Genomic DNA, 19,677 nt, shown 5'->3' on the forward strand with positions numbered 1-19,677 from the left:
TCTTAAAAGTGGTCGTATCCCTCTGCTGTCCACTTCCGTCTCCACAGACGGTTGGTCAGCCGCCGGGCCTGGACCAGGTTCCAAATCGGGACCAGCAGGGTAAACCATGGTTCGGCTCGGTCCTCCTCTTCCGTCAGTCTCCAGGCACGCAGGAACAGCACCGCCTGTATCAGGTACAGGCCCAGCAGTCCCAGCAGAAAGCCTACCGTGCCATTGTAGTCCAGCAGGTTGTTCCTTGCCGCGATCAAACCGCCAATGATGAGGGAGAATAGAATTCCAATGGTCCCCATAAACAGTATCCCCCCGCCCAGCAGAGCTGGCCACAGGAGCAGGAACACATTGATCTCACTCCCCCGCTCCAGCAGCGCCAGTCCCTGCTCCCAGCCGGGCCGCTGGTCATTCTGCTCTCTCGCCAGCAGGATGTACCCGGCCAACAGGAGCAATGCCAAAAACTGGGCACTCACCTCCGCCGGGGGCTGGCCGGCCTTTGACCGGAACAGCACATCCATCGCCCCACACAGAACAGGAAACAGCGCCGCCGCCAGAATCCGCCACTCCGGCTTCCGCACAGAGATCCATCCCAAAAGGTCCAACACTATCAGGGCCAGCCACAGCGCCGTCAACCCCCAGGCTGTCATGCCCAGGTCATACGCCGCCAAGACAACGCAGCATTCCAGAATCTCACTCAGCAGCGCGGCCACCGTATGTGCCACTAAATAGATCAGACAGAGTATGTTTTCCATACTCCCACCCCCTTCTGTACTCCCAGCATAGCGGAAGGGAGCAAGACACGCAAGGGGTTTTGGACAGTCGGTCCATTTTGGGGGATAACTGGTCAGGCCTCCACAATATGGAAGCCCGCCGCCTTGCTCAAACGGTTGACCACCGCCAGCCCCATACCGCCGGTATCGGGACACTGGGCCCAGATATGCTTCACCCCGTTGTCGTCCATGGCCCGCAGGGCTCGAAACAGCCGCCGGGCGTGCTCAAAGCTGTCCAGTGAGCCCCCCAGCCGCTCCACGGGGTGGTCCTGGAACCAGTGGGCAAACTCATCAAAACAGATTACTCCCTCCCAGTAGCTGTCGGTCATATGGTCCAGAATATACTGGGCAGTGCGCTGGGACTCCCCCCGAACCACGGTGACTGGAGCCTTGGGCGCGTAGTGGCGGTACTTCATACCGGGGGCTCTGGGACGCTCCCCCTCCTCCAAAGGACGGTCAAGAGAGGGGTCCAGGTCCACCTCATCCAGCACATCCAGCAGCTCCTCCAGCGGGACCCCTCCGGGGCGGAGCAGGCGGGGCGGCGTACAGGTCAGGTCTATGATGGTGGACTCCACCCCCACCTGACAGTCGCCGCCGTCCAGAATGGCGTCGATTCTGCCGTCCATGTCATCCACCATGTGCTTGACAGTGGTGGGACTGGGCCGGCCCGAAATATTTCCGGAGGGGGCGGCAATGGGCACCCCCGCCGCCTCAATCACAGCCCGGCACATGGAGTGGGCTGGGCACCGCATGCCCACAGTATCCATTCCAGCCGTCACCACATCAGGAATCAGGCGCGGGCCGAAGTGGGTCGCAGAACAGACCGGTCCCTTCTTCAGCTCTCTCAGCTCCGCCTCGGTCCGCTTCTTGCACCGGAGAATCATGGTCAGCGGCCCAGGCCAAAAGCGTCTGGCCAGCTGCCAGGCCGCCTCTGGGATGTCCTCACAGTATACCTCCAGCCAGGAGGCCTCTGGGATGTGGAGAATCAGCGGGTTGTCCTGAGGACGGCCCTTGGCCTGGAAAATGCACTGGACCGCCATAGGGTTCAGCCCATTGGCCCCCAAGCCGTATACCGTCTCGGTGGGGATGCCCACCAGACCGCCGGCCCGGATGATCTCAGCGGCCTTTTCAATCTCATTCGGTTCGAGAAGCCGTGTTTTCATGGCTTTCGCCTCCTTGCTGCCTTCGGCCCAGCCAAAGCCAAAATGTCAGAAAAATCAGAGAAGCCATGGCATACAGTCCTCCGGCAAGGTGCCATTTGAACTGCTGGTCCTCTAATGTATACATCACACAATCCGCATATGGACTTGTCTCTGAAATCAGATAGGGCCAGAGCTCCTTGGCCTCTCTGGCTGTTTGGAAACAATTCCATGCCAGCCAGGCCAGGAGCAAACACCCTGCCCACGCGGCGGCTGAAAACGCCGCTTTGGTTATCTTATGCCTCATTGTCCCAAAATCAGGTCCCCCAGCTCCTCCGGGGTTGCGGCCAGGTGAACGGCCCCCTCTTCCTCCAGCTCGGCCCGGCTCCGGAAGCCCCAGAGCACCCCGCAGCTGGTAAGTCCGCCGTTTTTGGCAGTGCGGATATCCACATTGCTGTCCCCCACAAAGAGGGTGTTTTCCGCCTCTGCCCCCATCTCCTCCATCAGTCTGCGCAGCAAAGTGGGGTCGGGCTTGGTGGGTACGCCCTCAACAGCCCCCTGGGTAAAGTCAAACATGTTGGGGAAGTAGCCCTCAATGATGTCCGGCACCAGGCTGTGGGCCTTGTTGGACAGCACCGCGACGGAAACCCCCGCCACCTTCAGCCGCTCCAACAGCGCCCGGATACCGGGGTAAGGGGCGGTTTTGTCCTCTTTGTGGACGTTGTAATAGGGCATAAACTCATCCAGTATGGCCTGGATTCCCTCTGGAGTACGCCAGTCCTCCGGGGCAAAGCGGGCGGCCAGCTTGGCCATGCCGTTGCCCACGTAGCGTTTATACTCCTCCACCGAGTGGGTAGGCCAGCCGTGATTGCGGCACACCCAGTTGCCGGCGTCCGCCAAGTCGTCAATGGTATTCAGGATGGTGCCGTCTAAATCAAAAACAACATATTTATACATGAAAATCCCCCTGTATCACTCACTCGTACACGCCGATCTCCATGCAGCCGATCTCCACGGTGGTGTCCCGGGGGAACTGGGCCCGCTGGAGGTAGGCCTTTACCGCCACCTGGGCGTGTTTGGGATTGGCCCGCTCGTCCTCCAGGTCCAGGTCGATGCGCCCGGCCTCGCCGCCGCAGACAGAGCCCACGTCCTCCAGCACCTCGTTCAGCTCCCCGATTACGTCGTGGAGGTCTTTTCCCTCGGGAAGGGATTTGTAGTGGATATACATTTCCATAAAAATTGCTCCTTTGTTTTAATTCTGCTCCTTGAGCAGCTCCGCCTGGTGGTCGGCGGCCAGGGCGTCAATGATCTCGTCCAGCGTCCCGTCCATCACCTGGTCAATTTTGTACAGTGTAAGACCGATACGGTGGTCAGTCACCCGGCCCTGGGGGAAATTGTAGGTGCGGATGCGCTCGTTCCGCATGCCGGAGCCCACCTGACTGCGCCGCTCAGCGGTATATTGGGAGGATATTTTCTCCTGCTCCGCCTCATACAGCCGGGAGGCCAAAATGCGCATAGCCTTGTCCCGGTTCTGGAACTGGCTGCGCTCCTGCTGGCACTCCACCACCGTCCCCGTGGGCTTATGGATAAGGCGCACGGCGGAGGATGTTTTATTCACGTGCTGTCCCCCCGCACCGGAGGAGCGGAACACCTGCATCTCAATATCCGCCGGGTTGAGCTGGACGTCCGCCGTCTCCATCTCGGGCAGGACGGCCACTGTCACCGTAGAGGTGTGGACCCGGCCCCCCGACTCCGTTTCAGGCACCCGCTGCACCCGGTGAACTCCGCTTTCAAACTTGAACCGGGACCAGGCGCCCTCCCCCTCGACTGTAAAAACAATCTCTTTCACGCCGCCCAGCTCTGTCTCGCTGGCGGAATCCACCACGGTGTGCCAGCGCTTGGACTCGGCATACATGGAGTACATCCGGTACAGGGAGTGGGCAAACAGGGCGGCCTCCTCCCCGCCCACCCCGGCGCGGATCTCCACAATGACATTTTTACCGTCGTTAGGATCTCGGGGCAAAAGCAGAATTTGCAGCTCCTTCTCCAGCCGGGGCAGGTCAGTAACCGCCTGCTGGTACTCCTCCTGGGCCAGCTCCCGCATCTCCGGGTCGGCCATCAGCTCCTGAGCCTGATCCCGGGCCTCCAGGGTCTGCCGGTAGGCCCGGTAGACGTCCACCAGAGGCTGGAGCTCCGCCTGCTCCTTATTCAGCCGGGCCACCAGCTCCGGATCGTTGTAAGTCTCCGACGCCCCCAGCCGGGCTTCAATCTGGCTGTATTTCGCCTCAATGGCGTTCAGCTTGTCCAGCATGGACAGCCCTCCTTGTAAAGCTCTCTCGTCCCGCCCGCAGGCGGAAAAGCCTCCTTTTGAAAGGAGGTGCCCCAGTGCGCACACTGGGGCGGAGGATTGTATTTTGGCGAAGCCAAACTGTATGAAATAAACAAGGTTTGCAATCTCTTGTTTGCTTCGCACATTTCGCCTGCGGCGAAATACAATCCCCACCGCCCTTCGGGCGGAGCCCCTTTCCAAAGGGGCCTTTCGTGGTGCCCTCTAGGGTGTGTCCGTCCGACCGGTGAGATAATCTAGACTGACACCGAAGAAGTCAGCGATACTTACAAGATTACTCATCTTTGGCTCAGATTTTCCATATTCATAATCCTGATAGATACGAGAGGATACACCGATTTCTTTCGCAACTGCAATTTGAGATACGCCCCTGTCCTTTCGCAGTTGAAGCAAGCGTTCAGAGAAAACAGACATTTTAACTACACCCTCTTGATGGTGAAGTCTTCTTCGTGTATTATAATGATGCGAAGAGAACTTTGCAACCCGATTTGGAGGTACTAACTATGGATTCCTTACTTTGAAGCCCTCTAACCTATGCGTACAAATATTGCTTTGACATTTACTCCCTGCGTGACAAGGAGGAGCGGCTGGAAAATGAGAAAATGATACGCATTGCCAAAGATGAGCTAAATGTCCGCGGCATGAACGATGCGATGGAGCGCATTGAGGCCGGTTATTCCGTCTTAGCCTGCCTGGATCGGCGCAGCGCCTTTTGGGCCGGGCTGTCCATTGGCCTGGAACTGAGCCGGCTTTAGCGGTCGAAGACAAAGGACTTCACCAGCGCCAGCGGTTCCCGGATGTACATTTTCAGCCGGGAGGGCAGATGGCTGGAGGGGGCGGCCAGAGTGGAGACATTTTCAAATCCCGCCCTTCCGGCCAGCATTTTGGCCCGGGTGAGGTGAAAGCCGTTGGAGACGATCACCACACCGTCTTTGATATCAAAGCCCGCCTCTTCCAAGTGCTGCGCCGACCAGCGCAGATTCTGGTTGGTATTGTGGGATTGGGTCTCTAAAATGATGTTTTCCCGGGAAAAACCGTGGTCAGCCAGATAGTCGGCCATTCCCTGGGCCTCGGTGGTGGGCTCATTCTCCCCCTGGCCGCCTGACACTACCACAAGCATATCCGGATGGCCGTACAGATACTCCAGCGCCTTGTCCAGCCGGTCCTGCAACATAATGGAGGGGCCCCAGTCGTAGAGCTGACAGCCTAAAATCACCATCACCTTGGGGTCGCCGTTGATATCGTCCCGGGCGCCGCCCAGCACCTGTCCCAGCAGGAGCGCAAAGACCGCCGCACCTGTCAGCACCAGAACAAAGACCGCCTTCATAAGGCCTGTAAAGCGTTTTCCCTTGTAGCTGTTTACCTCCACCTTGGGCCGTTTGTGCGCTTTCTGTATCATCCCCGCGCCTCCTCCAGATCCGCTGCCAGCCCCTCCCACACCGTGTAGAGGTGGGCCAGCTCATCCTCCAGGGCCTCCCGCTGCTGGTAAAGCTCCTGAAGCTTTAAATAGTCCGCCGACGCCTCCTGAATGGCCTGCTCCAGATCGTACATCCGCTCCTCGGCGGCAGCCACCGCCCGTTCGGCGGCGTTGACCTCCTTTTCCAGGTTCTTGGTACCGCCGGGGCGCTTGGGCTTGTCCTTTTTCTCTGGGGGCGCATTTTTCACAGACGGCGCGCCGGGGCCGTCACGCCCCGCAAGCTTTCCCCGCTCCCTGGCCGCCTGATACTCCTGATAGGTGCCTTTAAAATCGGTAATCTTCCCATCCTCCAGCATCCAGATGCGGGTAGCGAAGCGGTCAATAAAATACCGGTCATGGGAGACAAAAAGCAGATTGCCCTCATACTCCTCCACCGCCTCCTCAATCCACTCCCGGCTCTGGATATCCAGGTGGTTGGTGGGCTCATCCAGAATGAGGAGGTTAATTTTGCTGTCCATGAGCATACACAGACGCAGCCGGGACTGTTCTCCGCCGGACAGGGCGGACACCGGCTTGAACACGTCCTCACCGCGGAACTTGAAGGCGGCCAGACGGTCCCGGGCGGTCTGCGCGGTGCAGTCCAGGTCGTAGAGCATGGTATCCACCAAGTTGCGCTCCGGATGGTCAAAGTGGATGATCTGCGGCAGGTAACCTACCTTTACAGTAGGCCCCTTTCTAAGCTTACCGGCGTCCGGTTCCTCCTCCCCCATCAGAATTTTAATGAGGGTGGACTTGCCGGTTCCGTTGTCCCCCAGCAGGGCAATGCGCTCGCCGCCCTCCACCTCCAAGTTGACGTCCGCAAACAGCTTTCGTTCTCCAAAGGACTTTTCCAGCCCCTTGATGGACAGCACCTCGTCGCCCCGAAACTCCCGTTCGCCAAACCGGACGGACATTTTGCGGTCCTTTTTGGGCTTGTCTGTCTGACGGATACGCTCAATCCGCTTTTCCATAGACTGGGCCCGCTTGAAAATTTTGTCGTTGCCTGAGTAGGCCCAAATGCGCAGCTGCTCAGCGGCCTTTTCCAGCTGCTGGATTTTAGCCTGCTCCTTCTCGTACTGGCGCAGCTTTTCCTCGTACCGCCGCTCCTTCTCCACCGCATAGAAGCTGTAATTTCCGGAATAAAACTCCGCTCTACCCTCCTGAATCTCCACCACCCGCCGGACTACCTTGTCCAAAAAGTAGCGGTCGTGGGAGACGGCCAGAACGGTGCCCTTGAACTTTTCCAGATACTCCTCCAGCCACTCGGTGGCCCGCAGATCCAAGTGGTTGGTGGGCTCATCCAACAGCAGAATGTCGGTGTCCTCCAAGATGAGCCGGGCCAGGTTGACCCGGGTTTTCTCCCCGCCGGACAGCTTGTCAAAGAGCCGTTCCCGCATAGCCGGCGGGATAGAAAGGCCGTTGCACACTTTGTTCTTGCTGGTATCTGTCTCGTAGCCGCCCCCGGACTGAAAGGCGGCAGACAGCCTGTCATATCTGGACAGCAATGCGGAATCACTTTCCCCATCTGCCATCCGCTGGGACAGCTGCGAAAGCTCTTCCTCCAGCCTGTGAAGGGGCTCAAAAGCGGTGTCCAGCACGTCCTCCACAGTGCAGTCCGCCGGGTAGACGGGAATCTGAGAAATCAGCCCCACCCGCCGTCCAGGGGCGATCACAACGTCTCCCTCGTCCGGGTGGACCACGCCGGTGAGGATGCGCAGCAGAGTGGTCTTGCCGCAGCCGTTGGGGCCCAACAGGCCCACCCGCTCGCCGGTATCCACCTGGAAGGTGAGCCCGTCCAGTATTTTTTTGCCGACTTCGAACTCTTTTACGACGCCGGATACAGATATATCTATCATTGCTTGGGTCCTCGCTTGTTTTCAATCGTTCTATATGGTACAATATTCTCATTTCATATCAGAAATGAGGTTTTTTTATGGATGCCATTCGTTGGGAAAAGGGTGTGCTCTATTTGCTGGATCAGACCCGTCTGCCTCTAACCGAATATTGGCTGCGTTACACCGACTACCGTGAGGTGGCCCAGGCCATCCGTACCATGATCGTCAGAGGCGCGCCCGCCATTGGGGTGACGGCGGCTTACGCCATGGTCCTGGCCGCTCAGGAAAATGCCTGTAAAGAAGATTTCCTTGCCACCATGTCCCAAGCCAAGCAGGTTTTGGCCAACAGCCGTCCTACGGCGGTCAATCTGTTTTGGGCTTTGGACCGGATGGAGCGGTGCTGGACCGCCTGCGGGTCCAACCTGGCCCGGCTGGAGGAGGAGGCCCGGACCATTCATCTGGAGGACATCCAAATGAACACCAGCCTGGGCAAAGCGGGGGCAGAGCTGGTGCCCGACCGCGCCAGCATCCTTACCCACTGCAACGCCGGAGCTCTGGCCACCGGGGGCTACGGGACGGCCCTGGGGGTCATCCGCGCAGCCCACGCTCAGGACAAAGTGTCTATGGTGTACGCCGACGAGACCCGCCCCCTCCTTCAGGGAGCCAGGCTCACCGCCTATGAGCTGGTTCAGGATCAAATCCCCGTCACCCTCATCTGCGACGATATGGCCGGCTATCTCATGGCCCAGGGCAAAGTGGACCTGGTCATTGTGGGCTGCGACCGCATGGCCGCCAACGGGGACTTTGCCAATAAGATCGGCACCTACTCCCTGGCCATACTTGCCAAACACCACAACATTCCCTTTTACACCGCCCTGCCCTCCTCCACCATTGATATGAGCATCCCGGACGGCTCCCACATCCCGGTGGAGCAGCGGGACGGAGACGAAGTGGCCTGCTTCGCCAGGGGCCGGACCGGGCCCGCCGGGGTGCGGACCTGGAATCCCTCCTTCGACGTGACCCCCCACCAGCTGCTCACCGCCGCCATTACCGAGCGCGGGGTGCTCTATCCCCCCTTCATCGAGAGCCTGGCCTAGGGGCAGTAGACCGTACAGCCAAAGCCCTCCATGATCCGTAGGATGGCTGTGCGGTCCTCCTGTGACACATTGGTGCAGTAAATTGACAGCATCTTATCCTCATAGCCAAAGAGCCTGACCTCCTCGGTATGCCAAGGCTCCTCCGCATGGACCTTTTGAAAGATGGGCAGCTCCCGGCATTTTCGCTGGTCCCATTCTGAAAACTGCTCCTCAAATTGGGACACAATCTCCTCTACTGGAAGAAGCTCCACCGCCTTGACCTTGGCGCAGGTCTTGACATAACGCAGCTTCTCATAGAGAGTCTTGAACTCCATACTTACATTCGGCTTCAGCTTCCAAAATACCAGTTCAATTTCCTCAGACTCCGGCAAATCACCGTGGAAAAAGTAATAGGCTGTCTCGTCCAGAGAGGCGCGGCTCCAATACTCAAAACACCAGCTCCCCACCTCCTCCGCATCCCAATCCCGACCGGTGAGGCGGCACATCTCCGCCGCCTGTTCCTCCAACAGCGGATTTTCTTCCACAGGACCATAGTAATCCGAAATACGGTTGATGAGCTCTTTCACCGCTTCATAGTGCTCTGGCAGCATGTCTGTCACCCTTTCTCTACGCCTCCACTGTCAGCTCCAACAGCTTTGTGGTCAGTTCCTCCAGCTTCATCCCCCGGGAACCTTTCAGCAGAATGGTGCTGTCGGGACACACCACCTGGGGCAGGACCTCCTTGGCCTCCTCCCTGGTAGTACAGTGGATCACCTGAGCGACCCCTGCGTCTCTGGCCCCTTCGGCGATATGCCTGGCCAGCTCACCCACTGCCACCAGACAGTGGATGCCCACAGAACCCAGATACTCCCCTACTCCAGCGTGGAGGGCGGGGGCGAAGGGGCCCAGCTCCAGCATGTCGCCCAAAATGGCCACTTTACGGCTGCCCCGGCTGTCGGCCAGTACACTGATGGCCGCCCGCATGGACTGGGGGTTGGCGTTGTAGGTGTCATCTAAAATGGTGATGCCACCACCCCGGCGCAGTACGTTCATCCGCATCCGGGTGGGCACAAACTGGCTCAGCCCCTCCTCAATCTGGTCAGGGGTCAGGCCGAACCGCTCCCCTACCGCCGCAGCAATGAGGGCGGGGTAAATCATATGCTCCCCCAGAGCGGGAATTTTTACCTCCCGATCCATGTGGGGGGTGGTCAGGCGGCAGTGGATATGGCTGACGCCGTCACCGCCGACGGCCTGGGCCCGGCAGTCACACCCCTCCCCCTGGCCGCAGAAGACGGCGGGAACAGGGGTATTTCCCCTTAGCGCGGACAGCAGCTCGTCGTCCCCGTTGAGGACCAGCAGGCCGTCCTTTTTCACATGGGGCAGCAGCTCACACTTGGCCTTGAAGATATTTTCCCGACTGCCCAGCCGCTCAATGTGGGCATCGCCAATGTTGGTAATAACCCCTACATCCGGTTTAACAATGTCCGCCAGATAGTCGATCTCGCCAAACCGGTCCATCCCCATCTCCAGCACGGCAATCTGATGGCTGGAATCCAGCTCCAGCAGGGTCAGGGGCAGCCCCACGTTGTTGTTGTGGTTGCCCTCGGTTTTGAGCACCTTGTACTTCACACCCAATACCGCGGCCAGCATATCCTTGGCGGTGGTCTTGCCCACGCTGCCTGTCACCCCAATGAAGGGGATTTCAAACCGGTTTTTATACCATGCGGCCAGGTCCCTCAGCGCCTTTTGGGTATCGTCCACCTTTACATAGAATTTTCCCGGCAGAAAGCTGTCCCGCTGGTGGGCGGTGATACAGCCGATAGCCCCTCCCTCCAGGGCGGCGTTGATATAGGCGTGGCCGTCGAAGCGCTCCCCAACCAGGGGCAGGAACAGAACGCCGGGATGGATGGACCGGCTGTCCGTCTCCACCTTGGCAATGGGGGTATCTAAATTGTCAAATTCCCCCAGCAGACGGCCATTGACCGCCTCCAACAGCTGGGCCAGGGTGATTGTTTCCATTTACAGTCCTTCCTTCCGGGCCTCCAAAGATTTTTGGATGATGGTTTCACACAGCTTGCCGTAGTCGAGCCCCGCCGCCGCTGCCTCCTGGGGTACCAGACTGGTGGGGGTCATGCCGGGCAGGGTGTTGATCTCCAGGAAATAGGGCGTGCCGTCCGGGGTGACGATAAAGTCAGCCCGGGCGTAGACAGACAAACCAATGGCACGGAACACGGCCAGGGCCGCATTGCCGATAGCCTTCTCCCACTCCTTGGGAATGCGGGAGGGGCAGACTTCAAGGGCCGCGCCGGGCTGATATTTATTGGCGTAGTCGTAAAAGCCCACCTTTGGGATGATCTCGATAGAGGGCAGGGCCTGGTCCCCCAGCACCGCCACCTGGATCTCACGGCCTTTGATGTACTCCTCAATCACCGTGCGCCCCCCCAGCTTGACGCTCTCGGCCAAGGCACTTTTCAGCTCCTCTTTATTTTGGGCAATGTACACTCCGATAGAGGAGCCGCTGTCAATGGGCTTTACCACCACAGGCAGCTTGATTCTTTCAATCAGCTCCTCCATATTTTCCTCAGTGACGGTGACCGTCTCCCACTTGGGCGTGGTCACCAGACCGGCCACCAGCCGCTTGGTCAGGTCCTTATCCATGGCGATAGCGGAGCCCAGACAGCCCGAACCGGTGTAGGGCACGCCCATCAGGTCCAGAGTGGCCTGAATGCGGCCGTCCTCGCCGCAGGCGCCGTGGAGGGCCAGATAGACCACATCCGCCTTGGCGCACATCTCCAAAACGCCGGGACCAATGGCGGAGGGGTCCTCCCCGCCCCGGCGGGCCTTGATCTCCTCCAGGTTGGGGGCCTCCCGGGCCACCTGCTTAAAGCTTTCCGGAATGGGCGCTACATACAGATTGTCGCCGGACAGAGCCCCGTCCAGTCCAAAAAACATATCCATCAGCGCCACCTGGTGCCCCCGGTCCCGCAGAGCCTTGCACACCATAGCCCCCGAGGACAGGGAGACATTGCGCTCCGGGCTCAGTCCGCCCGCCAAAACCAAAACTTTCATCCTTGTTACCTCACTTCACAGTACGCGGATACGTCTCATAACGCCTCCGCTGATTTGGGCATACCAACTTCATTTTATCATTAGTTAAGATATTCTAACACATTCGCCGGTAATACTCAACCCGAAGAAGAAAATTTTTCCCGCTTTTATTTGACATCACTCCAATTTTCCTGTATGATGGTTGGGCAGTAAGCTGGACAGCCGCGCGGACGGGCCGAAAGGCCCGCCTGTGAGGAAAGTCCGGGCTCCGCAGGGCAAGGATAACGGGTAACACCCGCCGGGGGCGACCCTAGGACAAGTGCAACAGAGATATACCGCCGCATCCTTCCTCACGAGGGAAAGGTGTAAAACAAGCAAACTCCCGACTAACTGTGGAGTTTCGTTTTCGCTGGGTGCGGTAAGGGTGGAAAGGTGAGGTAAGAGCTCACCCGATGGCGTGTAAAAGCGCCCATCGCTGTAAACTCTATCCGGAGCAACGCCGTGGAGGGACATACAGGCCGGCCCGGCCGTTCCAGGGAGGCGGCTAGAGCGTGTCAGCAATGGCGCGTCGAGATAGATGGCTGTCTTAAAAGACAGAACCCGGCTTACAGGCTTACTGCAACCATAGAAAAAACCGCCGTCCCAAAGGGGCGGCGGTCCTGTTTATGCCTGAACGCTGATTTCCGGCTCTGGTGCCGGCTGTGCTGAGGCGGCGGCATACTGCTGGACGGCGCTCTCCAGCGAAGTCTGTGTGCTCTCCGTCAGCTCCCGCATCTGCTCCCTCAGCTCCAGCTTGGTGGCGGCAACATGGTCCTGAAGGCGGTTGTCAACCTCCGCCTCACGCAGATAGCCCGACTCACGGATCATCCGTTGAGCCTGCTTATTTTTCAGCTGCTGGCGCAGGCGCTTGGCCTCCCGGGTACGCTTTTCCTTCTCCAGCCTGGCTTGACGCTTGGCGGTCATCTTCTCCTGGGAAATCTCCCGTTTTTTCCGGCCCGCCCGGTTTACCGCCTTTTGCAGCTGGTTAATGGCGGCCTGGATGCGGTCGGCGTTTTCGCTGTCGCTGCGTTTGGCGGTCCGCAGCTGGGCAATCTGACGCCGGGCGTAGCCTGATGCGGCGTCTACCTCCCCCGTACTTCTGGCCCGGGCCAGCTTGGAGTAAGCAATCATAGCGCAGTCACCATAACGGCGGCTGTTCTTGGGCAGCTGGAACATTTTTTCCCGCTCCGCCGCTTTCTCCCGGGCCTCCTTCATCATCTGCGTCAGATCGGGCTGGCTGTCCTGCTCCTCCCTGAGGGCCTCGGCCAGGGACTTCTGCTCCGCCTGGGCAGTTGAGTTCTGTTCCGACGCGGCCTGACTTAGATACCAGGTTCCCGCTCCAACGCCCGAAATACCCATACCGCTCACAGCGCTCCCCTCCCCTTCTGGATGTCTGATATGTTAATGAGACTGTCAATAAAGCCTCCCTCCTTGAGGGAGATGGCACGGCGGAGCCGTGACGGAGGGAGTTTTTGCGGGAAAAGTTGTAGATTTTCGCTGCCTTACTCCCTCAGTCACCGCCTGCGGCGGTGACAGCTCCCTCTCTGAGGGAGCCTGATATTCCAAATAGAAGTTTTTTGACACGCTGATGTTAATATCGACCAAATCATGGGTGGAAATAAGAACCTTTTCTGAATTATTTTTCAGATTCCGGGCACTCCATCTTTGCGGGCAGCTTTATCTTCTGAATCAGCCCGATCATCTGTCCGGACAGGATTACCGTTACCACCGACCAGCCGATTCTGTTCAGGGGGATATAGCTGACGGACAGGGCCAGCACAAGGAAATCGGACAGCAGGTAGACCCACTGGATATTCCAATGGGTCACATGGGAGACGCACATGGCCAGGGCGTCATCCCCGCCGGTGGCGCCCCCGACCCGGACGCATACCCCGGCCCCCACGCCTACAAAAACGGCTCCCACCACCGACGCGGCCAGCGGCATATCAGCCAGCTGGGTCCACAGGGGCGGAAACTGCTCAAACACCTTGTAGGCCGCGGAAAAGCCCGCCGCAGCAACAGCGGAGTAACCGATAAACTCCCGCCCCAGCAGCCGCCAGCCCATGGCGTAGCACAAAACGTTCATCACAAATCCGGACACCGCCGGCGAAATATGCAGCCAGTGCTCCAGCAGCAGAGTCATCCCCAGCACGCCCCCCTCTGTCACCCCGGAGAAGGAGTGGACATGGTACAGCCCAAAGGCCAAAAAGGCGCTGCTCAGCACAACAGCCACACAAGATATGGGTTTCAGCTTCAATTCATAACAATCCTCATTTCATTTTTATCGCAGCTGCGCGTCTCCCTTTTCGCCCACGGGAACCGGCATGATGCGGCATTTGATATTTTTGCTCCGCAGGGCTGAACACAGCCGCAGGGCCTCCGCACGGGTCAGGTTGGACAATGGACCGATTTCTTTTCGCAGATAGCCCTTTGCACAGTAGGCCGCCACTTCTGCCTCTGCCTGCTCCTTGGACAAGTGGAACTCCATCATCAAAAAACGTGTCAATGTAACTTATCACTTCCCGGCAGTTTGGCCTTTAAGACATTTACACCGTAGTAAAATTTCAGTTGGGTTGATGTGGTTTTGCATTTGGGGCAAACGGCCTCTTTTTGGGTACAGAAGGTGCGGATGGCATAGGCAGATTCTCCGCAAACCGGTTGCTTCCGTTCCGGGAAACGTGATAATGACTGCGGTATTCTCCCGCCCCCAGGAACTGGGTGAAGGTCTCCATGGTGACCTCCTTGGGCACGGGCCGGGCCAGTTCCTGCTTCTTCTCAAATTCCTTAATCGCTTTCTTGGGGAACCTCCAGCCCTCCATCCCCAGCAGCTTGGCGGCCTGCTCCAGATACCAGGCCCAGAATTTCAGCTCCGCCGCCTTCTGCTCGCCCGGACTGGCCCCCTCGTCCTGCCCTAACCAGGCAAGGGAGGCGCACCAGGCCGTGTCCCAGTGGAAAAGGACAGCCTGCCGGTTTCTGCGGTCTCCTGGACTGCCCGCTCAAATGCGTCCATCTTTCCTTCCTCCTATAAAAAACGGGGGCCGAAAACAGCCCCCGCATCTTTAATCCTGATCCCAGTTGTGGTAGACGTTCTGCACGTCGTCGTTTTCCTCCAGCAGGTCGATCAGCTTTTCCATGTTTTTGATGTCGCCCTCGTCGGTGAGCTTGACATAGTTCTGGGGGACCATCTGCACACCGGCCTCCAGGAAGGTGTAGCCCTTGGCCTCCAGGGCCTCGGTGACAGAGGCAAAGGAGTCGGGATCGGTGTAGACCTCAAAGACATCATCATCAGCCTGCATATCGTCAGCGCCGGCGTCCAGGGCGTCCATCATAACGGTATCCTCGTCCAGATCCTCAGACTCAATGACGATCACGCCCTTTCGATCGAAGGACCAGGACACACAGCCGGTGGCCCCCAGGCCCTTGCCGTACTTGTCCAGCAGATGGCGCACCTCGGGAGCGGTGCGGTTGCGGTTATCGGTGAGGGCCTCCACAATGACAGCCACGCCGTTGGGGCCGTAGCCCTCGTAAACTACATTCTCAAAGCTGTCGGTGTTGCCGGAGCCCAGCGCCTTGTCAATGGTACGCTTGATGTTGTCGTTGGGCATGTTGGCCGCCTTGGCCTTGGCAATGACGGTAGCCAGGCGGGAGTTGTTGGCCGGGTCGCCGCTGCCGCCGGTCTTCACCGCCACAATCATCTCACGGGCGATTTTGGTAAAAATCTGGGAGCGCTTGGCGTCCGCTGCGCCCTTGGTCTTTTGTATGTTGTGCCACTTGGAATGTCCGGACATGAATATCTTCCCCTTTTTGTGTAATAGGCGGAGGTATTATACCATTGTTTTATTCGGTTTGCAACCCCCGGGCAGGTTTTTTCCACGGAAATCAATTTTGACTCCGCCGGGCGCGGCGACCCCGGCGCACCCTTGAGCAAAATCTGCCAGCCAGCGGCGGGCCGGGTCGTCCCGCCCTGCAAATTAGGCTGGATTTTCTCAAATTTGATTTCCGTAAAACTTTTTTATCCCAGCGCCGCCACGGCCTCCTCAATGGCCGTCTCCTCCGCCTGCATGGCCTTGAGGGTCAAATCCAGCAGCTTGTCCAGCTCCCAGCCCAGCAGCTCCGCCCCGTTGGCAATCACGTCACGGGAACAGCCGGCGGCAAATTTTTTGTCCTTAAACTTCTTTTTCAGGGACTTCAGCTCCATATCCGCCACACTTTTGGAGGGCCGCATCAGAGCCGCCGCGCCAATCAGGCCGGTGAGCTCGTCGCTGGCGTAGAGGACCTTCTCCATCTCATGCTCCGGCTTGATGTCCACCCGCAGGCCCCAGCCGTGGCTGGCGGTGGCCCGGATGGTGCGCTCATCCACCCCGGCCTGCTTCATCAGCTCCTGAGACTTCTCACAGTGCTCCTCGGGCCACATCTCAAAGTCCAGATCGTGGAGCAGGCCCACGACAGACCAGAAGTCCGCCTCCTCCCCGTAGCCCAGCTCCCGGGCATACCAGCCCATAACATGTTCCACTGTGATGGCGTGGCGCAGATGGAAGGGCTCTTTGTTGTATTGGGTCAGCAGGTTCCAGGCCTGCTCGCGGGTTATGGACATATGTTATCTTCCTTTCTGTAGGGGCGGCCTGCGGCCGCCCAAAATAATATTGCAGGGCATGCAAAAGACGGGCGGCCACAGGCCGCCCCTACACATTATGCACACAATCAGGTTGTTTTGTCAATAGGCCACCACAACTCCGCCGTCGTAGGCGTAGACGCTGGTGATGCCCCCCGCCTCGGTAATAAGGATGTGGGCAAACTTGCACTTGGCCTCCACCATAGCCTTTACCTGAAAGGCACGCTCCAGGCAGTTACAGTGGCAGATGGCCAGGGTGCGGCCCACATGGCTGGCGTCGGCGGCAATTCTGTCCACCATCTTGGTCAGGGCCTGCTTCACTGTCAGGGCCTGGCCCAGCTTACAGATCTCCCCCTCGGGAGTGGCGCCCATAAACAGCTTGATTTTCAGCGCGCCGGTTATCACCGCCTGGAGCTTGGTGAGCCGGCCGTTTTTCCGCAGATTTTCCAGAGATTCCAGCACAAACATGGTCTGCATCTGGTAGATGAACTGTTCCACCTCAGTCACCACCCGCTTAAAGGGCATCCCGGCGGAGGCCAGCCGGTGGATGGCCATAGCCACCAGCAGCTCCCCGGAGGCGGCGGAGCAGGAGTTGAACACATGGACGTTGACTTCAGGGTCTTCCTCCTCCAGCAGGAGGCGGGCCTGTTCAGCGCTGTTGTGGGAGCCACTGAGCAGGGCGGACAGGGTCACCACATACACGTCGTCCGCCCCCCGGAAGGCGTCCAGATAGGCCTGGGGGGAAGGACAGGCGGTGGAGGGAGCGTCCTCGCTCTGGCGCATGGACCACAGCAGGTCGGCCTGGTCAAAGGTCTCGTCGTCCACAAAAGTACTGCCGTTGGAGTAGATGGTAAGGGGCACCTTGACAAAGGCCGGGTCTTTCAGCATGGCGGGGGTCAGGTCGCAGCAGCTGTCCACTACAATTTTAAAACTCATGTGTTTCATCTCCAGACGTGGTCTTTTAAATTAGATTTCACCAATTAGTTTACCATAGGTTTAGAGAGATGTAAAGAGGAAATTATCCGCCCCCAGAGGAAGGCAGCCACTAATATTAGTTTGCAGGGTACAAGCACCGTTAGCTTGCTACCATGCAAACTAATTTTGTATACCCTTTTACATTCTTTATGCCAAGAGAACATTTGTCAAGGGGGTTTTCACCATAAAGATGAAATCCCCCGACAATTTTAAAACTTAGAGTTGTTCAATTAAGCGGTACATTTTTTCAACATAGAGATCTGGGTGATTTATACTGATGTCGCCATGATAGAAACCGGGGAATACTTCCAAAGATGAATTTCGAATTGTCTGATGGATTATTTCAGCAGACTTTTTCATAATATCTTGTTCCTTGGAGCCGACCAAAATCAGTGCTTTTGTACAACAGTTTGCAAGACTGTGCTTCATCTGATAGTTGGCATTTGCCATAAGAAATGAAATCATGTCCGCTTTTGAAATCGCAGAGCTATCTCTATAGTACTCATCAAAAAAGGTAGGCTGAATGTGTAATGCTGCAAATTGCATCTTTGCGAACCAACGCTTTTTTATGAGAGGGTAACAAAATGAAAATGTTAGCTTTATTAATTGTGCGGTTGCTCTCATCGGCAAAATCAAGCTACTTTCTATCATGGCATATTGGCAAATGTCTTTTCGTTGTGATAAAACTTCTACGAGTATCTGCCCACCAAGGGATAGTCCGCCGATCAGAAAGACCTTTCCGCCCAAATGCTCATCAATGTATCCGATGATATGCTGTGCAGCATCTTCGATTGTTGTAAAACCACAGTCGCTACCATTGTGTCCGTCCAATATTGGAAGCAAAATGTGATATTTTTCTTTGAGGAGCATGGCTTCTTCTTTATAATTCCATGGAGCTAATCCGCCGCCATGTAAAAAGAGGATGGTCTTATCATGGTTGATACCATATTCTAAAAATTGCATTTGTGCTCCTCCATAATTCCCGATTTGTCGAATAGGCATAGACTAAGTATACTATCATTACATGCGACTTTCAGCTATCATTTTTAGGTGTTGATAGTAGTAGCAAGCAATGCCCCGGTATATACCCGGCGCAGCTTGTTGGTGGCCGATGATCCCCAAGCCCCCAGTGATCGGCGCGGCTGCGTCCGATGCACAAGTCGCCGTTGGCGTCTACTGGTATATACCGGCAGGGCAGGACACCCTGGCGGAGCCGCCCCCGGAGGGCGCACGGCTGCCGTCAGGCAGTACCACCGCTGGCCCCTGGCCGGTGGTGAGTAAGTGCGCTCTTCGAGAGGGCCGACAAAGGGAACAGAGCACCCAGGTCATCCCCGGACGCTCCCCCTTCGGTTCCCTCCTGCTGGTCGATCACCGCCTTTCCGGCCTGTGTCATTCTGCCACAAATGAACCGTCAGCCAATGTGTATTTGGGTGGTGAAACCACCCTTTACACAATACATCTCAGAAAAGAGGTGAAAACAACATGGCGGGCTAGGGCTTCTTCCAGGGCCTCTCCCGCCTTTACCGTTTTGGGTCCGCCCGGTTTGCCAAACAGCAGCCAAACACCTTCGCTTGACAGACAGTTATCATTCAGCCAAGCCCGAAGCTGCGCTCTGTCCGCAAATATCATAATATCGCTCATTTACTCCTCCTCCAGCTCCTTTAACAGCTTCTGGTCCTCCTTGGAGGACAAATCCAGCTTTTCGTACAAATCGGGCCGGCGCTGTCTGGTGCGGAGGATGGACTGCTTTCTTCTCCACTGCTCCACCTTGGCGTGGTTGCCTGACAGAAGGATGGAGGGCACCGCCCGTCCGTGCCACACCTCTGGGCGGGAGTACTGGGGGGCCTCCAGCATCCCGTTCCAGTGGCTTTCGTTCTCGTAGCAGGAGGGGTCGGACAGTACCCCGGGCACCAGGCGGCACACCGCGTCGGCCACCGCCATAGCGGGAATCTCACCGCCGGTCATGACGAAGTCGCCAATGGAAATTTCCTCGTCCACGCACTCCTCAATAAACCGCTCGTCGATACCCTCGTAGTGGCCGCAGACCAGAATCAGCCGCTGGTAATCGTCCTTCAGCCGCCGGGCGTCCCGCTGGGTAAAGGTTTTTCCCGCCGGAGACATGTAGATGGTATGCACCCTCTCCCCCGCCTCATCACAGATGTGTTCCCAGCAGCGGAACAGCGGATCAGCCTGCATCACCGCACCCCGTCCCCCGCCGTAGGGGTAGTTGTCCACCTGCTTCTGCTTGTTTACGGTGTAGTCCCTGATCTGGTGGCACTCCACCCGGATATACCCCCGCTCCTGGCCCCGGCCCAAAACAGATTCGCACAGCATATCCCCCACTACATCGGGAAATAATGTCATAATGTCAATACGGTACATGCTTGTC

General features: G+C 57.7%; 22 protein-coding genes and 1 other RNA gene. 3 read left to right on the forward strand and 20 right to left on the reverse strand.

Features of this window, described 5'->3' with window-relative positions; translation table 11 throughout:
- Positions 1 to 2: 2 nt before the first annotated feature.
- From NFS22_RS15160 to NFS22_RS15185, 6 genes are all read right to left on the reverse strand, one after another.
- A complete protein-coding gene (locus NFS22_RS15160; RefSeq protein ID WP_251318553.1) occupies positions 3 to 743 on the reverse strand; it encodes a hypothetical protein in 741 nt (246 codons plus the stop codon).
- 92 nt (positions 744 to 835) lie between these two features.
- Complete coding sequence (locus tag NFS22_RS15165; protein ID WP_251318554.1) at positions 836 to 1,924, reverse strand: L-threonylcarbamoyladenylate synthase; 1,089 nt, start codon at positions 1,922 to 1,924, stop codon at positions 836 to 838.
- A gap of 279 nt (positions 1,925 to 2,203) precedes the next feature.
- The gene (locus NFS22_RS15170; RefSeq protein ID WP_251318555.1) at positions 2,204 to 2,857 is read right to left on the reverse strand and encodes an HAD family hydrolase; all 654 of its coding nucleotides are present in this window, start codon (positions 2,855 to 2,857) and stop codon (positions 2,204 to 2,206) included.
- Between the two features lie 19 nt (positions 2,858 to 2,876).
- Entirely contained in the window at positions 2,877 to 3,134 is a 258-nt protein-coding gene (locus NFS22_RS15175) for a hypothetical protein (protein ID WP_251318556.1), read from the reverse strand.
- A gap of 18 nt (positions 3,135 to 3,152) precedes the next feature.
- Positions 3,153 to 4,211 carry a peptide chain release factor 1 gene (gene prfA / locus NFS22_RS15180; RefSeq protein ID WP_251318557.1) on the reverse strand — a complete coding sequence of 353 codons (1,059 nt, stop codon included), beginning with the start codon at positions 4,209 to 4,211 and terminating at the stop codon, positions 3,153 to 3,155.
- Between the two features lie 240 nt (positions 4,212 to 4,451).
- Positions 4,452 to 4,661, reverse strand: coding sequence for a helix-turn-helix domain-containing protein (locus NFS22_RS15185; RefSeq protein ID WP_251318558.1), 210 nt, complete (start codon positions 4,659 to 4,661; stop codon positions 4,452 to 4,454).
- A 188-nt stretch (positions 4,662 to 4,849) separates the two neighbouring features.
- Here NFS22_RS15185 and NFS22_RS15190 point away from each other — a divergent pair, with 188 nt between their 5' ends.
- On the forward strand, positions 4,850 to 5,002 hold the full coding sequence (locus NFS22_RS15190) for a hypothetical protein (protein ID WP_251318559.1): 153 nt from the start codon (positions 4,850 to 4,852) through the stop codon (positions 5,000 to 5,002).
- On the opposite strand, the gene NFS22_RS15195 is transcribed toward NFS22_RS15190, so the two are convergent.
- Positions 4,999 to 5,646 carry a YdcF family protein gene (locus NFS22_RS15195; RefSeq protein WP_251318560.1) on the reverse strand — a complete coding sequence of 216 codons (648 nt, stop codon included), beginning with the start codon at positions 5,644 to 5,646 and terminating at the stop codon, positions 4,999 to 5,001. The genes NFS22_RS15190 and NFS22_RS15195 overlap by 4 nt on opposite strands.
- Complete coding sequence (gene abc-f, locus NFS22_RS15200; RefSeq protein WP_251318561.1) at positions 5,643 to 7,559, reverse strand: ribosomal protection-like ABC-F family protein; 1,917 nt, start codon at positions 7,557 to 7,559, stop codon at positions 5,643 to 5,645. The genes NFS22_RS15195 and abc-f overlap by 4 nt, the downstream gene beginning before the upstream one ends.
- 77 nt (positions 7,560 to 7,636) lie before the next feature.
- On the opposite strand from abc-f, the gene mtnA reads away from it, so the two are divergent.
- Positions 7,637 to 8,635, forward strand: a complete 999-nt coding sequence (gene mtnA, locus NFS22_RS15205; protein ID WP_251318562.1) for an S-methyl-5-thioribose-1-phosphate isomerase — start codon at positions 7,637 to 7,639, stop codon at positions 8,633 to 8,635.
- Here the strand turns inward: mtnA and NFS22_RS15210 are convergent.
- From NFS22_RS15210 to NFS22_RS15220, 3 genes are read right to left on the reverse strand one after another with little or no spacing between them, the layout of a single operon-like run.
- A complete protein-coding gene (locus NFS22_RS15210) occupies positions 8,632 to 9,234 on the reverse strand; it encodes a hypothetical protein (RefSeq protein ID WP_251318563.1) in 603 nt (200 codons plus the stop codon). The genes mtnA and NFS22_RS15210 overlap by 4 nt on opposite strands.
- 7 nt (positions 9,235 to 9,241) lie before the next feature.
- Positions 9,242 to 10,633 (reverse strand): UDP-N-acetylmuramoyl-tripeptide--D-alanyl-D-alanine ligase, encoded by a 1,392-nt coding sequence (locus tag NFS22_RS15215; protein ID WP_251318564.1) that lies wholly within the window; start codon positions 10,631 to 10,633, stop codon positions 9,242 to 9,244.
- Positions 10,634 to 11,683, reverse strand: a complete 1,050-nt coding sequence (locus NFS22_RS15220; protein ID WP_251318565.1) for a D-alanine--D-alanine ligase — start codon at positions 11,681 to 11,683, stop codon at positions 10,634 to 10,636.
- Between the two features lie 185 nt (positions 11,684 to 11,868).
- On the opposite strand from NFS22_RS15220, the gene rnpB reads away from it, so the two are divergent.
- Positions 11,869 to 12,286, forward strand: an RNA gene (rnpB, locus tag NFS22_RS15225) — RNase P RNA component class A.
- 39 nt (positions 12,287 to 12,325) lie between these two features.
- Here the strand turns inward: rnpB and NFS22_RS15230 are convergent.
- The 9 genes from NFS22_RS15230 to trmD all read right to left on the reverse strand — a co-directional run bounded on the left by NFS22_RS15230 (position 12,326) and on the right by trmD (position 19,670).
- Positions 12,326 to 13,069, reverse strand: coding sequence for a coiled-coil domain-containing protein (locus tag NFS22_RS15230; RefSeq protein ID WP_251318566.1), 744 nt, complete (start codon positions 13,067 to 13,069; stop codon positions 12,326 to 12,328).
- 268 nt (positions 13,070 to 13,337) lie between these two features.
- Positions 13,338 to 13,958, reverse strand: coding sequence for a DUF6198 family protein (locus tag NFS22_RS15235; protein ID WP_251318567.1), 621 nt, complete (start codon positions 13,956 to 13,958; stop codon positions 13,338 to 13,340).
- A gap of 24 nt (positions 13,959 to 13,982) precedes the next feature.
- Positions 13,983 to 14,207 (reverse strand): DUF3343 domain-containing protein, encoded by a 225-nt coding sequence (locus NFS22_RS15240; RefSeq protein WP_251318568.1) that lies wholly within the window; start codon positions 14,205 to 14,207, stop codon positions 13,983 to 13,985.
- A 58-nt stretch (positions 14,208 to 14,265) separates the two neighbouring features.
- A complete protein-coding gene (locus NFS22_RS15245; RefSeq protein ID WP_251318569.1) occupies positions 14,266 to 14,520 on the reverse strand; it encodes a hypothetical protein in 255 nt (84 codons plus the stop codon).
- 240 nt (positions 14,521 to 14,760) lie between these two features.
- Positions 14,761 to 15,489, reverse strand: a complete 729-nt coding sequence (locus tag NFS22_RS15250) for a YebC/PmpR family DNA-binding transcriptional regulator (protein ID WP_251318570.1) — start codon at positions 15,487 to 15,489, stop codon at positions 14,761 to 14,763.
- 224 nt (positions 15,490 to 15,713) lie between these two features.
- Complete coding sequence (locus NFS22_RS15255) at positions 15,714 to 16,295, reverse strand: hydrolase (protein ID WP_251318571.1); 582 nt, start codon at positions 16,293 to 16,295, stop codon at positions 15,714 to 15,716.
- Positions 16,296 to 16,415: 120 nt separating this feature from the next.
- Positions 16,416 to 17,249, reverse strand: a complete 834-nt coding sequence (locus NFS22_RS15260; protein ID WP_251318572.1) for a DegV family protein — start codon at positions 17,247 to 17,249, stop codon at positions 16,416 to 16,418.
- Positions 17,250 to 17,504: 255 nt separating this feature from the next.
- Positions 17,505 to 18,251 (reverse strand): alpha/beta fold hydrolase, encoded by a 747-nt coding sequence (locus tag NFS22_RS15265; RefSeq protein WP_251318573.1) that lies wholly within the window; start codon positions 18,249 to 18,251, stop codon positions 17,505 to 17,507.
- 678 nt (positions 18,252 to 18,929) lie between these two features.
- Positions 18,930 to 19,670 carry a tRNA (guanosine(37)-N1)-methyltransferase TrmD gene (trmD, locus tag NFS22_RS15270; protein WP_251318574.1) on the reverse strand — a complete coding sequence of 247 codons (741 nt, stop codon included), beginning with the start codon at positions 19,668 to 19,670 and terminating at the stop codon, positions 18,930 to 18,932.
- Positions 19,671 to 19,677: the final 7 nt, after the last annotated feature.

Origin of the sequence: Flintibacter muris (genome assembly GCF_943192995.1) — a bacterium.
In the GTDB taxonomy this organism is placed as follows: Bacteria; Bacillota; Clostridia; order Oscillospirales; family Oscillospiraceae; genus Lawsonibacter; species Lawsonibacter muris.

Coding starts and splice junctions, on each gene's coding strand:
- prfA (WP_251318557.1), bottom strand. CDS start 4,211: ATGCTGGACAAGCTGAACGCCATTGAGGCGAAATACAGCCAGATTGAA.
- NFS22_RS15245 (WP_251318569.1), bottom strand. CDS start 14,520: ATGGAGGGCTGGAGGTTCCCCAAGAAAGCGATTAAGGAATTTGAGAAG.
- NFS22_RS15175 (WP_251318556.1), bottom strand. CDS start 3,134: ATGGAAATGTATATCCACTACAAATCCCTTCCCGAGGGAAAAGACCTC.
- NFS22_RS15250 (WP_251318570.1), bottom strand. CDS start 15,489: ATGTCCGGACATTCCAAGTGGCACAACATACAAAAGACCAAGGGCGCA.
- NFS22_RS15185 (WP_251318558.1), bottom strand. CDS start 4,661: ATGTCTGTTTTCTCTGAACGCTTGCTTCAACTGCGAAAGGACAGGGGC.
- NFS22_RS15265 (WP_251318573.1), bottom strand. CDS start 18,251: ATGCAATTTTTAGAATATGGTATCAACCATGATAAGACCATCCTCTTT.
- NFS22_RS15215 (WP_251318564.1), bottom strand. CDS start 10,633: ATGGAAACAATCACCCTGGCCCAGCTGTTGGAGGCGGTCAATGGCCGT.
- NFS22_RS15170 (WP_251318555.1), bottom strand. CDS start 2,857: ATGTATAAATATGTTGTTTTTGATTTAGACGGCACCATCCTGAATACC.
- trmD (WP_251318574.1), bottom strand. CDS start 19,670: ATGTACCGTATTGACATTATGACATTATTTCCCGATGTAGTGGGGGAT.
- NFS22_RS15165 (WP_251318554.1), bottom strand. CDS start 1,924: ATGAAAACACGGCTTCTCGAACCGAATGAGATTGAAAAGGCCGCTGAG.
- NFS22_RS15195 (WP_251318560.1), bottom strand. CDS start 5,646: ATGATACAGAAAGCGCACAAACGGCCCAAGGTGGAGGTAAACAGCTAC.
- NFS22_RS15220 (WP_251318565.1), bottom strand. CDS start 11,683: ATGAAAGTTTTGGTTTTGGCGGGCGGACTGAGCCCGGAGCGCAATGTC.
- NFS22_RS15255 (WP_251318571.1), bottom strand. CDS start 16,295: ATGTCCATAACCCGCGAGCAGGCCTGGAACCTGCTGACCCAATACAAC.
- NFS22_RS15190 (WP_251318559.1), top strand. CDS start 4,850: ATGATACGCATTGCCAAAGATGAGCTAAATGTCCGCGGCATGAACGAT.
- NFS22_RS15260 (WP_251318572.1), bottom strand. CDS start 17,249: ATGAGTTTTAAAATTGTAGTGGACAGCTGCTGCGACCTGACCCCCGCC.
- mtnA (WP_251318562.1), top strand. CDS start 7,637: ATGGATGCCATTCGTTGGGAAAAGGGTGTGCTCTATTTGCTGGATCAG.
- abc-f (WP_251318561.1), bottom strand. CDS start 7,559: ATGATAGATATATCTGTATCCGGCGTCGTAAAAGAGTTCGAAGTCGGC.
- NFS22_RS15160 (WP_251318553.1), bottom strand. CDS start 743: ATGGAAAACATACTCTGTCTGATCTATTTAGTGGCACATACGGTGGCC.